The 15,466-nt window shown below is 75.1% G+C and carries 10 protein-coding genes; 4 read left to right on the forward strand and 6 right to left on the reverse strand.

What is annotated here, in order from left to right; all coding sequences use genetic code 11:
* Positions 1–94: 94 nt before the first annotated feature.
* The gene (locus ACFY93_RS08035) at positions 95–3,463 is read left to right on the forward strand and encodes an SAV_2336 N-terminal domain-related protein (RefSeq protein ID WP_391354620.1); all 3,369 of its coding nucleotides are present in this window, start codon (positions 95–97) and stop codon (positions 3,461–3,463) included.
* A 39-nt stretch (positions 3,464–3,502) separates the two neighbouring features.
* On the opposite strand, the gene ACFY93_RS08040 is transcribed toward ACFY93_RS08035, so the two are convergent.
* Entirely contained in the window at positions 3,503–3,991 is a 489-nt protein-coding gene (locus tag ACFY93_RS08040) for a methylated-DNA--[protein]-cysteine S-methyltransferase (RefSeq protein WP_391354623.1), read from the reverse strand.
* A 58-nt stretch (positions 3,992–4,049) separates the two neighbouring features.
* Entirely contained in the window at positions 4,050–5,528 is a 1,479-nt protein-coding gene (locus tag ACFY93_RS08045) for an AlkA N-terminal domain-containing protein (RefSeq protein WP_391354626.1), read from the reverse strand.
* A 163-nt stretch (positions 5,529–5,691) separates the two neighbouring features.
* Between ACFY93_RS08045 and ACFY93_RS08050 the strand changes: the two genes are divergently transcribed.
* Both ACFY93_RS08050 and ACFY93_RS08055 read left to right on the forward strand, forming a co-directional pair.
* Positions 5,692–6,156, forward strand: coding sequence for a hypothetical protein (locus ACFY93_RS08050; protein WP_391354628.1), 465 nt, complete (start codon positions 5,692–5,694; stop codon positions 6,154–6,156).
* Positions 6,153–8,825 (forward strand): SpoIIE family protein phosphatase, encoded by a 2,673-nt coding sequence (locus ACFY93_RS08055; RefSeq protein WP_391354631.1) that lies wholly within the window; start codon positions 6,153–6,155, stop codon positions 8,823–8,825. Before ACFY93_RS08050 ends, ACFY93_RS08055 begins: the two co-directional genes overlap by 4 nt.
* A gap of 23 nt (positions 8,826–8,848) precedes the next feature.
* On the opposite strand, the gene ACFY93_RS08060 is transcribed toward ACFY93_RS08055, so the two are convergent.
* The 4 genes from ACFY93_RS08060 to ACFY93_RS08075 form a co-directional block, all read right to left on the reverse strand.
* Complete coding sequence (locus tag ACFY93_RS08060; protein ID WP_391354634.1) at positions 8,849–9,358, reverse strand: O-acetyl-ADP-ribose deacetylase; 510 nt, start codon at positions 9,356–9,358, stop codon at positions 8,849–8,851.
* Complete coding sequence (locus ACFY93_RS08065) at positions 9,355–10,764, reverse strand: FAD-dependent oxidoreductase (RefSeq protein WP_391354636.1); 1,410 nt, start codon at positions 10,762–10,764, stop codon at positions 9,355–9,357. Before ACFY93_RS08065 ends, ACFY93_RS08060 begins: the two co-directional genes overlap by 4 nt.
* A gap of 88 nt (positions 10,765–10,852) precedes the next feature.
* Positions 10,853–11,698 carry an inositol monophosphatase family protein gene (locus tag ACFY93_RS08070; protein ID WP_391354639.1) on the reverse strand — a complete coding sequence of 282 codons (846 nt, stop codon included), beginning with the start codon at positions 11,696–11,698 and terminating at the stop codon, positions 10,853–10,855.
* 162 nt (positions 11,699–11,860) lie between these two features.
* Positions 11,861–13,696 (reverse strand): gamma-glutamyltransferase, encoded by a 1,836-nt coding sequence (locus tag ACFY93_RS08075; protein ID WP_391354642.1) that lies wholly within the window; start codon positions 13,694–13,696, stop codon positions 11,861–11,863.
* A 427-nt stretch (positions 13,697–14,123) separates the two neighbouring features.
* Between ACFY93_RS08075 and ACFY93_RS08080 the strand changes: the two genes are divergently transcribed.
* Positions 14,124–15,434: a SpoIIE family protein phosphatase gene (locus ACFY93_RS08080; RefSeq protein ID WP_391354645.1), complete on the forward strand. Its 1,311-nt coding sequence runs from the start codon at positions 14,124–14,126 to the stop codon at positions 15,432–15,434.
* Positions 15,435–15,466: the final 32 nt, after the last annotated feature.

A 15,466-nucleotide genomic window follows, 5' to 3' on the forward strand; every position in this document is an offset into this window, starting at 1 on the left:
ACCGGGAAGCGGGTCCGGCGGCGGGCCGGACGGTACGCGGGCCCGTGGTCCCGCACCGCCCGGTGAGCCGGCCCACCCGGCCGCGCTGGGCCGGGTGGGCCGGCTCACCGGGCACGAGCTGTCCATCCACGAACTCCTCGACGCCGTCTGGCTGGCGGCCCGGCTTCCCGCCGACGCCGCCGCGCCGCTCGCCCGGGCCCTCCCGCACGTCCTGACGGGGCCGCCGCGTCCGGACGGCCTCCGGGAGCCGGGGGCCGGGGCGGGAGTGCCCGGCGCCGGTCCGGCACCGGAGACCGCAGCGACCCGTGACGCCCCCGCGCCGCCGCCCGCCCCGGCCCAGCTGCTGGGGGCCCTGCACGCGGCGGCGGCCGCCCGGAGCGCGCCCGAGTTCGCCGAGCTCGGCGCGGCCCGGCGCCGCGACCCGTACGACGGCGCGATGCCCGTGCGCGTGCCCCAGGAGAAGGCCCTCGGCGACGACGAGCTGCGGTTCGGGCGCGCGCTGCGGCTGCTGAAGCAGCCCCGGCCGCATCAGCAGCGGCGCGAGTTCGACGAGGAGGCCACGGCCGCCGCGATGGCCGAGACCGGCCTGCCCGACGTGGTGACGAGGCCCGCCCGGCAGCGCTGGCTCGACCTGACGCTGCTCATCGACGACGGCATCTCGATGCTGCTGTGGCGGCGGCTCGCGACGGAGCTGCGCGCCCTGCTGGAGCGCCTCGGGGCGTTCCGGGACGTACGGGTGCACGGACTCGACAGCCGGTCCGCGCGGGCCCCGCTGCTGCGCGCCCGGCCCTTCGCCCCGCACGCCCCGCTGCTGTCGCCCGCCTCCGTGGTCGATCCGTCGGGCGGCACGCTGGTCCTGGTGATCAGCGACGGGATCGGTGCCTGCTGGCGGGACGGGCGGATGCGCGCGGCCCTGGAGCGCTGGGCGCGGCTGGGGCCGACCGCGATCATGCACACGCTGCCGGCCCACCTCTGGGACAGTTCCGGCATCCGGTCGGAGCCGTGGCTGGTGACGACGCGGCGGCGCGGCGCGGCGAACGACACGTGGGAGGTGACGGACCCGCTGCTGCCGCCGGGGCTGGGTGAGGACTTCCGCGGTGTCCCCGTCCCGGTGCTGGAGCCGCATCCCTCCGCGGTCGCCGCCTGGGCCCGGCTCGTGGCGTCACCCGGTGGCAGCGCGCGACTGCCGCTGCTGGCGCCGCCTCAGGCCAGGGCCGCGCGCGGCCCCGCCGACACCCGGGGCTCCGACGCCTCCAGCGCGGTGCTCAGGTTCCGGGACGCCGCGTCGCCGCAGGCCTACCGGCTGGCCGCGCACCTCGCGGCGGTCTCCCCGCTCACGGTCCCGGTGATGCGTCTGGTCCAGGCGGCCGTGCCGTGGCGTGCGGACACCGCGCACCTCGCCGAGGTGTTCCTGGGCGGTCTGATGCGTCAGACCGAGGCGGGCGACGAGCGGCTGCCCGACCAGCACCGCCGGTTCGGGTTTCCCAAGGACGCGCAGGAGATCCTGCTCGACACCGCGTCCCCCATCGACCTGCTGCGCACGACCCGGGCGGTGACCGACCGGCTGCGCACCCTCGTGGGCCGCTCCCCCGACTTCCCCGCGTGGCTCGCGCACCCCTCGGGCACGGGCGAGATCCTGCCCGGCACCCGGCCGTTCGCCTGGCTGGAGGACCGCCTCCTCACCCATCTGGGCGCCCGGCCGATGGCGCCGGTCCCGCAGCGGGACACCGAGTACGAGGAGGTGCGCCTCCCCTCCGGCCTGGAGACGGCCCCGTCCTGGCTGCCGCTGCGCGTGCAGGACCTGCACACCATCGGCCCTTACACGCTGCTGCAGCGCGACGGGAGCAGCGGCAGGCCCATCGCCTACATCGGCGAGGACGAGGACGGCCGGAAGGTGCTGCTGCGCGTGACGTCGTCCTTCTCCTCACCGGTGGCGCAGGAGCTGCTGGCGGTCGAGTTCCGCGCGCTGCGCCGGATGAACGGGGTGTGCGCGCCCGTCGTCGTCGGCCGGGACCTGGAAGGCGTACCGACGCCCTGGCTGGCGCTGCGCCTCGACACGCTCGCCGACGGCCGGCCCGCCCCCACGCTGCGGGCCGTGCTGAAGGCGGCCGGGCCGCAGCCCGGCACGGCGCTGTTCACCTGGCTGGGCTGGAACCTCGCCCGCGCGGTGACCCGCTGCCACCGGCGCGGGATCGTCCACGGCTCGCTGACCCCCGGCTCGGTCCTGGTGACGGAGTCGGCCCTGCGCGTCATCAGCTGGACGTCGGCGCGCGTCGACGGCGAGTGGGGCGCGTCGACCTCGTCCATGCCGGTCAACTCCCCCTACCGGGCGCCCGAGGTGACGTCCTGGGCCGACTCGAGGATCGCGGCCGGGGACGTGTACTCCCTGGGTGTCATCCTGCTGCACACCGCGACGGGCCGGCCGTGGAACGCGTACGAACGCGACGCGCTGACGGCGGACCCGGCCTTCGCCGGGCTCGACGGGGACCTGGCGGAACTGCTGCTGCGCTGTGTCATGCGGGAGCCCGAGGGCAGGCCGACCGCCCAGGAGGTGATGGACGCCCTGGGGGCGCAGCTCCCGGGCGGTCCCGAGTGGGAGGACGCCGAGGACGAGCCCCTGGACGCGACGGTGTCCGCGCTGCCCCGGCCGGAGGAGGCTGAGGGCCCGCAGGACGACGTGGAGGCGGCGACCCGGTCCATCAGGACGCCGCTGGAGCGGCCTCTGCGCATCACGCTGATGGGCGTCAAGGACGGCGTCGGCTGCACCACGACGACGATGATGCTGGGCGCGATCCTGGCCGACCAGCGTCAGGAACACGTCCTCGCGATCGACGCGGACCGGCACGCCGGCCGGCACGTGCGCATCGGTGGCCGTGTCTTCCGCAACACCCTGGCGAACCTTTCCGACCTGGCCGGTTCGCTGCCTCAGGTGACGGGGTTCGACGATCTCCGGCTGTTCCTCTCGCCCCACCGCTCGGGCCTCATGGTGCTGGCGAACGACTCGGTGACCCGTCCCTCGGCGGCCGGCCAGTACACGGACCACGACTTCCGCAGCGTGGCGCGCACGATGCAGGACTACTTCGGTCTCACGCTCATCGACGCGGACAAACTGCTGCCGGTGATCCTCCAGCACTCCGACCGCGTCGTCATCGTCTCGCGCGCCGACCCCGCCGGCATCACCCAGGCCCAGCAGGCCATGGACCGGCTGATGGCCATGGACCGGCCGGACCTGGTCCGGGAGGCGGTGGTCGTGCTGAACCACAGCCGCCCGGCGGCCGGCTGGGCCCTCGACCAGGCGGCGCTGCGGGGTCTTCGCTCGCGGGGCCGGGGCATCGTCATGGTGCCGCGTGACGGTCACCTGGCGATGGGCAGCACGGTGGAGCTGTCCTGGCTGACGCCCGAGGCGTACAAGGCGTACCTGCGGCTGGCGTCACTGCTGCTGGGACCGCGTCCGGTCTCGTGAGGCGGGCGGGGACGGCCGGTGGGCCGGGGGTGTTCGCGCTCAGAACAGCGCCGTGCCCGGTCCCCGTTCGAAGTCCAGGAGGCGCTGTTTGCGGGCGAGGCCGCCGCCGTAGCCGGTGAGGCCGCCGTCGGCGCCGACCACGCGGTGGCAGGGGACGATGACGCCGATCGGGTTCCTGCCGTTGGCGAGGCCCACCGCGCGGGAGGCCCCGGGACTGCCGAGGGACGCGGCGAGTTCGCCGTACGTCAGGGTCGCGCCGTACGGGATGGCGCGGAGCCGGTCCCAGACGGTGCGCTGGAAGGGGGTGCCGTCGAGCCTCAGGGGCAGGTCGAACTCCTTGAGGTCACCGGCGAAGTACGCCGCCAGTTGCGCGGTCGCCTCGCCGAACGGGGTGTCGTCACGGTCGCCGAAGCTCTCCTGGGGCGGGCGGTGGCGCTGGCCGGTCATGTAGAGGCCGGACAGGACCCCGTCGGTGGCGACGAGGGTCAGCGGGCCGTACGGGCTGTCGGTCAGGGTGTGCTGCTTCACGGGAGCTCCTCGGGGCTCGCGCCGGATGGGGTCGGGCGGGTCGGACGGGTCAGACGGGTCAGACGGGAAGGAAGTTGATGGGGTGGCTGTCGGTCGCCCACAGGTACTGGACCGCGTAGGCCCGCCAGGGGCGCCAGGCCGCCGCGCGTGCCGTCAGGGCGGCCGGGGTGGACGGCAGGCCCAGCTCCCGTGCCGCGCGGCGGATGCCGAGGTCCGTGGGGAGGAAGGCGTCGGGGTCGCCCAGGGCGCGCATCGCGATGACGTCGACGGTCCAGGGGCCGAACCCGGGCAGGTCCAGGAGGCGGGCGCGGGTCTCCTCCCAGTCGCTGTCGACGCCCAGGCGCAGGCTCCCGTCGGCCAGGTGCCGTACCAGGGTGGTGAACGTGGTGCGCCGGGTGCGCGGCATCGCCAGCGACTCGGGGTCGAGCGCGGCGAGCGCCTCCGGGGAGGGGAACAGGTGCGTGAGGCCGCCCTCGGGGTCGTCGACGGGCTCGCCGTGGGCGGTGACCAGGCGGGCCGCGTGGGTGCGGGCGGCGGCCGTGGACACCTGCTGGCCCAGCACGGCCCGGACGGCGAACTCCGCCTCGTCGACGGTGCGCGGCACCCGGCGGCCGGGCGCCTTGTCGACGAGAGGCGCGAGCAGCGGGTCGGCGCGCAGCCGGTCGTCGGTCGCGACGGGATCGGCGTCCAGGTCGAGCATCCGGCGGCAGCGGCTGATGGCGACGGTCAGGTCACGCAGGTCTCCGAGGGTCAGGCGGCAGGCGATGTGGTCGGGGACCGGGGTGAGCGCGACGACGCCGTGGCCGTACGGGAGCCGCAGGGTGCGCCGGTAGGCCCCGTCCCGCCATTCCTCGACTCCGGGTACGGCGGTGGCCGCGAGGTGTCCGAAGAGGTTGTCGGGGTTGAGCGGGGCGCGGAAGGGGAGCCGGAGGGTCAGTGTGCCGGGGGCGGCGGCCGTCCTGCGGGGGTGGCGTTCGCGCAGCGCGCTCGGGGAGAGGGCGAAGACCTCGCGGACCGTGTCGTTGAAGGCGCGGATCGAGGAGAAGCCGGCGGCGAAGGCCACCTGGGCCATCGGCAGGCCGGTCGTCTCGATGAGCAGCCGGGCCGTCTGGGCGCGCTGGGCGCGCGCGAGGGCCAGCGGGCCCGCTCCGAGTTCGGCGAGCAGGTGCCGCTCGACCTGGCGGGTGCTGTAGCCGAGCCGGGCGGCGAGTCCGGGTACGCCGTCGCGGTCCACGACCCCGTCGCCGATCAGCCGCATCGCCCGGGCCACGAGGTCGGCGCGCTGGTTCCACTGCGGTGAGCCGGGGCTGGTGTCCGGGCGGCACCGCTTGCAGGCCCGGAATCCGGCCTGCTGGCAGGCCGCCGCGCTCGGGTAGAAGGTCATGTTCCGTGGCTTCGGCGGCACCACGGGGCAGCTGGGCCGGCAGTAGATCCGGGTGGTGAGGACGGCGGTGAAGAACCAGCCGTCGAAGCGCGCGTCCTTGGACTGGACGGCGCGTACACAGCGCTCGGTGTCGGTGTGCATCGCGTTCCGCATGCCTCCAGCATCGGCCACGCCGGTCCGCGGAGCTGGCGGGAATCCGACATCGACGTGGCGTGGCCTGCGGGCCGGCTCTCTTCCCTTCTTCCGCTCCGGCCAGGACGCACCGAGCACCCCATACGGCCGTTTGTCCGGTTTTGACCAGGGAACTCGGCCCGGCATGATCCGAAGCATCACGCGCGGATGCGCAGCGGGAGCGGCCGGCACCACCGCTCTGAACGCCGTCACCTACGCCGACATGGCGCTGCGCGGACGGCCGTCCAGCAGTACCCCGGAGACCGTGGTGGACCTGGTCACCACCCGCATGGGGCACCCGGTGCCGCGGACGCGGGAGCGCGACAACCGGCTCTCGGGGCTGGGGGCCCTGTCGGGCATCGCCGTCGGGACCGGTACGGGCGTCGCCGTCTCGCTGATCCGCCGGGCCGGTGTCCGCGTACCGCTGTGGCTGGGCGGTCTGCTCACCGGGGCGCTGGCGATGGCGCTCACCGACGCGCCCATGGCCCGGCTCGGCGTCAGCGATCCCCGTACGTGGTCGGCCGCGGACTGGGCCTCCGACGTGGTTCCTCATCTCGCCTACGGCCTGGTCACCTACGCCGTCGTCGCGGCGCCGGACCCACGGCGGTGAGCTTGGACGGCCGCCGGTCCGGCGCGGACCCGCCGCCGGGCCGCACGCGGCGGTTCCCGCCCTCCCCGCACAGTCCGGCGGCGGCCCGGCGCTTCGTACGGGCCGCTCTGGACGGCACCGACGAGGAGCGGCTGGAGGTCGCCGAGCTGCTGACCGGCGAGCTGGTGACCAACGTGCTGCTGCATGCCCGCAGCGAGGCGGAGGTGGAGGCCGGCGCGGCGGGCGGCGTCGTGCGGGTGCGGGTCGGCGACCGGCTGCCCGGACGCGGCCCCCTGCCGTCACCGGGCCATCCCTACGCCAGTACGGGATGGGGGCTGACCATGGTCGAACAGCTGGCCTCCCGGCACGGCGTCGACACGTATCAGGACCGCAAGACTGTCTGGTTCGAGCTGTGGCCCGACGGGACGCCACCGCCGGCCGAGGTGTCCGCACCCGAGGCCCCGGCACCGCCCTCCGACCTGGCCACCACCGTCACCCTGGTCGATCTGCCGTACGCGCTGCACTCGGCGTCGCGCCGGCACCGGCACTCGCTGCTGCGCGAGCTGCTCCTCGCCGCCCGCTCCGGGGAGCGGTTCGGTGTGCCGCCGGAGGACCTCGTCGTCGCCCACGACGCCAACAACCTGATCAGCACCTGCATGACGGCGGCACTGCGGGAACAGCCGTCGGACGCCGACGTGCGCATCCTGAGCCTGGCGGTGCCGACGGACGCCACGCCGGCCGTGATCACCCTGCGGCACGTCGTCGACCTCGCCGAGGACGCCGCCCGGCGGCAACGGCTCCTCACCCGGCCCGGACTGCCGCAGGTCCGCGCGTTCCGCCGCTGGCTGCTCGACGAGATCGTCGGGCAGCTCGCCGGTGGCCATCCCGCCCCGTGGACCCTGGTCCCCCGCGAACCGAGCGCCCGCCCCTCGGAGCCGGCCCCGTGGGACGCCCGGCAGGTGCGGCAGAGCAGGGTGCCGACCCTCGCCGCCGACGACGGGAACAGGATCATCGCCGCCAACGCGCCCGCCGCCGACCTGCTGGGCTGGCCCCTGGACGAACTGATCGGGCAGCGCATCACCGCGCTCATGCCCGAGCATCTGCGGGACCGGCACGTGACGGCCTTCACCTCCCTGCTGCTCACCGGCGAGCCGCACATCCTGGGCCGCTCCGTCCCCCTTCCGGCGATGCACCGCGACGGCGGTCTGGTCCCGGTCCGCCTGTTCGTCCAGACCCAGGAGGCCGCCGACGGCCGGACGGTGTTCGTCGCCCAGCTCATCCGCAGGACGATCGACCCCGCGGTCTCGCCGGAGATCTCCGGGGAGGAGCTGCCGTCGCCGAGCCGGAAGGCGGGCCTGCCGCCGGCCCCGGCCGCGGCCATGACGAGGCCGGGGCCGGCGGGGACGGGCCGGGACGACACGGACTGGACGGCCATGGAGCGGCTCGCCCTGCTGGCCGACACCCGCAGCGCGCTCACCACCGCACCGGATCTGAGCACCCGGGTGCGGCAGGTCTGCGAGATCCTGACCGGACGGCTGGCCGACTGGTGCGTGGTGGACCTGCTCGACGAACGCGACCGGGCGCGGCGTCTGTGCGTCGTCCACCGCGATCCGGGGGCGCTGCCGCCCGAGGCCTACGAGGGCGAGCTCCCGCCGGTGACCGAGACCGCCCGGGGGCCGCTGCCGCGGGTGCTGCGCGGTGCGGGCCCGCTGCTGCTCACCGAGGTGCCCAGGCCCGACGAGGCCGGCAGCGCGCTGGACGCCCGCCAGCTGGAGATGTTCGAGCAACTGGGAGCCAACAGCGCCGTCGTCGCACCGCTGCGGACCCGCGGCGAGGTCCTCGGCGCTCTGACCCTGGCCCGGATCAGCGGGCAGCGCCCGTTCACCGACGAGGATCTGCCGCTGATCGCGGACGTGTCCGGCGGCCTCGCCCTCGGCATCGACAACGCGCGGCTCTACCACGAGACACGGCAGATCGCCGAGCGCCTGCAGCGGTCCCTGCTGCCGGAACTCCCCGACATCCGGCACCTGGGCGTCGCCGCCCGCTACGCGCCGTCGTCCGCCACCGCACAGGTCGGCGGGGACTGGTACGACGCCTTCGTGCTGCCCAGCGGTGACACCGTGCTGGTCATCGGTGACGTCACCGGACACGACCTGAAGGCGGCCGTCGCCATGAGCGCGCTGCGCAACATGCTCCGGGGCATCGCCATCGACCGCAAGGAACCCCCCGGGGACGTACTGCGCCGCCTCGACCTGGCCAGCCACACCCTCTACCAGCACGCCACGGCGACCTGCGTCTACGCCCTGCTCAAGGACGGTCCGGCAGGGCAGCCCCGGCAGCTGCACCACGCGACCGCCGGGCATCTGCCGCCGCTGCTGGTCACCGGCGAGGGCGACACGCGCTACCTGGACGCGGGCGCCGGGGTGCTGATCGGGATGGACCCCGAACTGCCGCGGCCCACCGCGCGCGACACGCTGCCGCCGTACTCGACCCTGTTGCTGTACACGGACGGTCTGATCGAGCGGCGCGGGGAGTCACTGGACGACGCGATGAACCGGCTCCGCCAGCACGCCGCCGCTCTGGCCCGCGAACCCCTCGACGTCTTCTGCGACGAACTGCTCATCGGCCTCGGCGCGGACAGCACCGACGACATCGCCCTGCTCGCGGTGCGGCCGACGCCTCCGTCCTAGAGGGTGCCGCGGGTCCTCGCCGGTCAGCCGGCCCGCGCTGCGAACGCCTCGTACGCCCGCTCGTCGAACAGGACGAACCTGGCCTCCTCCACCGACGTCTTCGTGGCCCGGACCGTCTCCACCGCGATCCGGGCGCCGTCGTCCAGCGGCCAGCCGTAGACCCCGGTGGAGATGGCGGGGAACGCGACCGTACGGGCGCCGAGCTCGTCGGCGACGCGCAGCGACTCGCGGTAGCAGGAGGCGAGGAGGCCGCCGCGGTCCTCGGTGGCGGACCAGACCGGGCCCACCGTGTGGATCACCCACCGGGCGTCGAGGTCGCCCGCCGTCGTGGCGACGGCCCGGCCGGTGGGCAGGCCCTTGCCGAGGTGGGCGGCGCGCAGCTCCCGGCACGCGGCGAGGATCGCGGGCCCGCCACGGCGGTGGATGGCGCCGTCCACCCCTCCCCCGCCGAGCAGCGAGGAGTTCGCGGCGTTGACGACGGCGTCGACGGTCTGCCGGGTGATGTCCCCCTGGACGAGGGTGAGAGTGGTCATGGCCGGCGCAGCCTCCTCCATACGGCCTTGGCCGCGTTGTGCCCCGACATGCCGTGGACACCGGGGCCCGGCGGGGTGGCCGAGGAGCAGATGAAGACGGCGGGGTGCGGGGTGCTGTACGGGAACAGGGACCGCCTGGGGCGCAGCATGAGCTGGAGGCCGTCGGCCGCTCCGCAGGCGATGTCGCCGCCGACGTAGTTGGCGTTGCGGGCCATGATCTCGGCGGGGCCGGCGGTCGCGCGGGCGAGGACGCGGTCGCGGAAGCCGGGGGCGAACCGCTCCAGCTGGCGCTCGATGGCGTCGGTGAGGTCGCCGCTCCAGCCGTTCGGGACGTGTCCGTAGGTCCAGAAGACGTGTTTGCCGTCGGGCGCTCTCGAGGGGTCGACGACGCTGGGCTGCACGGTGATCAGGAACGGTGTGCCGGGCGCCCGGCCCGCGCGGGAGGCGAGGTGCAGGGCCGTGCCGATCTCCGCGCTGCTCGCGCCCACCTGGACGGTCGTGGCCGAGCGCGCCTCCTCGGCGGTCCAGGGCACGGGGCCGTCGAGCGCGTAGTCGATCTTGAAGACGCTCGCGCCGTACCGGTATCCGTCGTAGTACCGCCCGAAGCCCGCGATGCGGGCGAGGGCCGCGGGCGAGGTGTCGAAGACGTAGGCGCGGGCGGGCGGCAGGTCGTCGAAGTGCTTGACCTCGTAGTCGGTGTGGACGGTGCCGCCGAGATCCTTGAGGTAGGCGGCCAGCGCGTCGGAGACGGCCTGTGAGCCGCCGCGCGCGACGGGCCAGCCGCCGGTGTGCGCGGCGAGCGCGAAGACCAGGCCGACGGCGCCGGTGGCGACGCCGGTCAGCGGGGCGATGACATGGGCGACGAGCCCGGCGAACAGCGCCTTGGCCCGGTCGTCGGCGAAGCGGCGGGTGAGCCAGGTCGACGGCGGCAGTCCGGCGAGTCCGAAGCGGGCGAGGGTGAGCGGGTCGCGGGGCAGGGCGGTGAGGGGCAGCGACATGAAGTCGCGGACCAGCGTGTCCCACCGGCCGAGGAACGGCTGGACGAGCCGGCGGTACGCGCCCGCGTCGCGCGGTCCGAACGAGGCGGCGGTCCGGGCCACCGACCGCGCCAGCACGGCGGCCGTGCCGTCGGGGAACGGATGCGCCATGGGCAGGTCGGCGTGCAGCCATTCGAGGCCGTAGCGCTCCAGCGGCATGGCGTTGAAGGCGGGCGAGGCGGCGCCCAGGGGGTGCGCCGCCGAGCAGGGGTCGTGCCGGAACCCGGGGAGGGTCAGCTCCTCGGTCCTGGCTCCTCCGCCGACGGTGCCGCGCGCCTCGAACACGGCGACGGAGAATCCGCGGCGGGCCAGCTCCACGGCGGCCGTCAGTCCGTTCGGCCCCGCACCCACGACGACGGCATCGAGCATTGACGGCACCTTCGGACTCCTTTGTCAGCCGACGGCCACTGGCTCTCAGGATATGCCGGTACGGGAAGGGCCCCCGGCCGCGGTCCCGTCACGCCCCGGCGGTCAGCAGGCTCACCACCCGGCGGGCCGTGGCCTCGTCGCGCGCGGCGGTGAAGGGCAGGGTGTTGCCCCCGGTGACACGGAACGGGCGGCCGGCGGAGGTCAGGTGGGCGCCGCCCGCCTCCTCGACCAGGAGGATGCCCGCCGCGTGGTCCCAGGCCGCTTCCCAGGAGAAGGCGGTGGCGTCCAGCGCGCCCCGGGCGACGGCCAGGTACTCCAGGCCCGCCGAGCCGCACGGCCGGGGGGCGACGCCGTCGGTGCGCAGGGCGAGCAGGGCGCGCTTCTGCTCTTCGGTCGTGAAGTCGGGGTGGGAGGTGGCGACTTCGAGGTCACGGCCGGGCCCGGGCGAACCGGAGCGCAGCGGCACGCCGTTCAGCACGGCGCCCCTGCCCCGCACCGCCGTGGCGAACTCGTCGCGGGCGGCGGCGAACGTCCAGGACGCCTGGACGACCCCGCGCAGGCTGAGCGCCACCAGGGTGCAGAACCCGGGGTCCCCGTGGACGAACTGGCGGGTGCCGTCCACCGGGTCGACGATCCACACCGGTGCGTCGCCGCGGATCGCGTCGTACGACGCCGGGTCGGCGTGCACGGCCTCCTCGCCGACCACGACGGAGCCGGGCAGCAGGGCGGGAAGCGCCTCGGTGAGGAACAGCTCGGCGTTGCGGTCGGCGTCCGTCACGAGGTCGTGCGGTCCGCTCTTCTGGTCCACCTCGTGCGCGGCGAGGCGGCAGAAACGCGGCATGATCTCGGTGGCGGCGGCCTTGCGGACCGCCTCCTCGACGTCGGAGAGGCGCAGAGCGGGAAACTCGTCGATGGTTTCGTGGTTCTCGAGCATGCCTCCATCAGAGCACGAGCCACTGACAATCCCCGCCCGGGTGGTGTACGCCGGGTGGAATCGGCGTGAAGGTCCGGAATTCGGGCGCGGGGGGCGGCGGAGGAGGGCAGCCGCCGCCCCGGCGCGGGAGGGCGGCGGGCGATGGCCGTCCCTGGCGCCGGCTCAGCGGCCCACGGCGTATCCCTGCATGCCCCGCGGGTTCGCCGCCGCCGACAGGACGCCGGTCCGCGGGTCGCGGGCGACCGCGCACAGCCGGCCCTCGGACCACGCCTCGCCGACGAGGACGTCGTGGCCCCGGCGGCGCAGCTCCGCGACGACCCGCGGGTCGGTGCGGGACTCGACGGTGACGCTGCCGGGGCGCATCCCACGGGGGTGGAAGGAGCCGGGGAAGCTGTCGTTGTGCCAGTTCGGGGCGTCGACGGCGCCCTGGAGGTCGAATCCGCCGCGGACCTTCGGGCGCAGGGCGACGGCCAGGAAGAAGTGCGTCTGCCACTGGTCCTGCTGGTCGCCGCCGGGTGTACCGAAGGCCATGACCGGCACGCCGTCGCGCAGGGCGAGCGAGGGGGTGAGGGTGGTGCGCGGCCGGCGGCCCGGGGTGAGGGTGCCGGGCAGTCCGTCCTCCAGCCAGGTCATCTGGAGCCGGGTGCCGAGCGGGAAGCCGAGCTCGGGCACGACCGGGTTGGACTGGAGCCAGCCTCCGCTGGGCGTGGCGGCGACCATGTTGCCCCAGCGGTCGACGACGTCGAGGTGGCAGGTGTCGCCCCGGGTGGTGCCGTCCCGTGCGACGTCCGGTTCGCCGGGCACCGGGGAGAGCGGGCTCTTGGACACCGTGGGCTCGCCCGTGCCGGGCAGGCCGAGCGCGTCGTAGCCGGGTTCTCCGGCGGCGACCGCGCGCGCGTGCGCGCTGATCCGCGGGGTGCGTCCGCCCGGGCTGCCGGGGCGAAGCGCGTGCGAGGCGCGGTCGCCGACGAGTGCGCGCCGGGCGGCGTTGTACTCGTCGGACAGCAGCGCGTCGAGCGGCACGTCCGCCGCGTCCCCGTACCAGGCCTCGCGGTCCGCCATGGCGAGCTTGCAGCCCTCGACGAGCAGATGGACGTAGTCGGCGGAGCCGTAGCGCGGCAGTTCGGGCGGGAGCAGGGCGAGTTGCTGGAGGAGGACCGGGCCCTGGCTCCAGGGGCCGGCCTTGCACACGGTCCAGCCGTTCCAGTCGTACGTGACCGGGGTCTCGTAGGACGCGGACCAGGAGGCCAGGTCGGTGGCGGTGAGGACGCCGGTGTGCCGCTCGCCGCTGCTGTCGAGGGTGGGCGTGCGGGCCTGGCGCACCAGGGCCTCGGCGATGAAGCCGGAGCGCCACACCTCGCGGGCCGCGTCTATCCGCTCCTGCCTGCCGTGCGCGCCCTCGGTCTCGGCGAGCAGCCGCCGCCAGGTCGCGGCGAGGGCGGGATTGCGGAACAGTTCCCCGGGGCGCGGCGCCCTGCCGCCCGGCAGGTACACCTCGGCCGACGACGTCCACTCCGTCTCGAACAGTTCCCGTACGGTCTCCACGGTCTCGCCGACGCGCTCCACGGGCGGGTGCCCGTCCTGTGCGTAGCCGATGGCGTACTTCAGGACGTCGGGGAGGGACTTCGTCCCGTGGTCGCGCAGGAGCAGCATCCAGGCGTCGAACGCCCCGGGGACGGCGGCCGCGAGCGGCCCGGTGCCGGGCACGAGGTCCAGTCCGAGTCCCCGGTAGTGGCCGGCCGTGGCGGCGGCGGGCGCGACTCCCTGCCCGCACAGCACCCGCACCTCGCCGCCGGCCGGGGCCAGGATGACCGGCACCTCACCGGCGGGCCCGTTGAGGTGCGGTTCGACGACGTGCAGCACGAAGCCGGCCGCGACGGCGGCGTCGAAGGCGTTGCCCCCGTCCTCCAGCACCGCCATCGCGGACTGCGAGGCCAGCCAGTGCGTGGAGGACACCATGCCGAAGGTGCCCTGGAGGGTGGGACGGGTGGTGAACATGCTGTCTCTCACCTCTGGTTGCCCGGACGTCGGACGTCGGCAGGATCGATCGGCTCCCGGCACCGGTCCGGGGCAGCACCTGGAGGCCAGGGCGGGAGCGTTTCTCCGCCCGCTGCCCCGGCAGGCTATCGATCGTCCTCCGCCCCTTCGCGGCCGCGGGGGGCGAAGCCGGCGTCCGTGAGCACCTGGGCCGGCCTGCGGACGGCCTCCTCGGTGCCGGCGCGCCGGCCGGGCGGTCCGGCCGTGCCCCGCTCGCCTCGGCGGCCCCGCCATCGCGGGTCGCGGGCCGTCCGGGGCCGTGCGCCTGCGCCGTGTGCGCGCGTGTGGAACTGCGCCGGTGCCGACGGCCCGGTAGCCTCGCGCCAGTCGCCGCGTACGGATCCGCCCCTGCCACGGGCGGCGTGCGACGGCGCCGGAAGGACACACCATGGCGCACCATCCGGGGCAGCGGCCGGGCGCGGCCGGGGACGGCGTGGCCGCGCGGGCACTGCGGCGTCCGCTGGACCGGCGGCAGCTGCGGCACCTGCTGGACGGGGTCCTGGCCGTCAGCGCCGACCTGGACACCCGCACCGTGCTGCACCGCATCGTGGAGGCGGCCACCGATCTCGTCGGCGCGCGCTACGGGGCGCTGGGGGTGCTCGACGAGAGCGGCAGGGTCGTCGACCTGATCACCTCGGGCATCGACGACCCGCAGCCGTGCGCCGTCATGGGGCTGCCGCAGGGCCACGGGCTGCTGCACACCATGGTGGACGACCTGGAGTCCCTGCGGGTGGACGATGTCGCCGCGCACCCCCGCGCGGCCGGATTCCCGCCGGGGCACCCGGTCATGCGGACGCTGCTCGGGGTTCCGCTCATGGTGCGCGGCACGGTCTACGGCGACCTCTATGTCGCCGACAAGAGGGACCGTACGCCGTTCGACGAGGACGACGAGGGCCTGCTGACGGTGCTGGCCGGTGCGGCGGGAGTCAGCCTGGAGAACGCCCGCCTGTACGACCACCTCAAACGCGCCGCCGAGCACTTCCAGCGTCGTATGCTGCCCGTTCTTCCCGACCTGGCGCCGCTCGAGGTCGCCGCCCGCTACGAGCCCGCGTCCGAGCTGCCCCGGCTGGGCGGGGACTGGTACGACGCCATGGTCATGCCCGACGGCGCCACCTGTGTGGTGGTGGGTGACGTGACCGGCCACGACGTGCGGGCAGCGCCGCTGATGGGGCAGATCCGCAACATGCTGCGGGCGATCGCCCTCGACCGGGGCGGACCGCCCGGCGAGGTCGTGTCCCGGCTGGACCGGGTCCTGACGATGTTCGCCGACCCGCCCACGGCCACCTTGGTGTTCGGCCGCATCGAGCGCGGCCGGGCGGAGGGCGCGCCGTACGTGTTCGGCTGGAGCAACGCGGGGCATCTGCCGCCGCTGCTGGTCGGTGCGGACGGCAGCACCCGCTATCTGGCACCGGCCCGCCATGGGATCCCGGTGGGCATCGAGGCGTCCGTCCCCCGGTTCAGCCACGAGCACCCCCTTCCGCCCGGCAGTACGCTGCTGCTGTTCACCGACGGGCTGGTCGAGCGCCGCGACCAGGACATCGACACCGGCCTCGACGGCCTGGCGGAGCAGGCCGCCCGCCTCGCCACGGCCCCGCTGGAGGAGCTGTGCGACGCTCTGATCAGCCATGACCGACAGGTGTTCGACGACGACGTCGCCGTACTCGCATTGCGCACCCCTTGTGGCGGTCCGCCGCGGTGAGAGGGAGGCGGCGGGCCGTTTTCGGTGCGTGT

Origin of the sequence: Streptomyces sp. NPDC008313, assembly GCF_042956125.1 — a bacterium.
GTDB lineage: Bacteria > Actinomycetota > Actinomycetes > Streptomycetales > Streptomycetaceae > Streptomyces.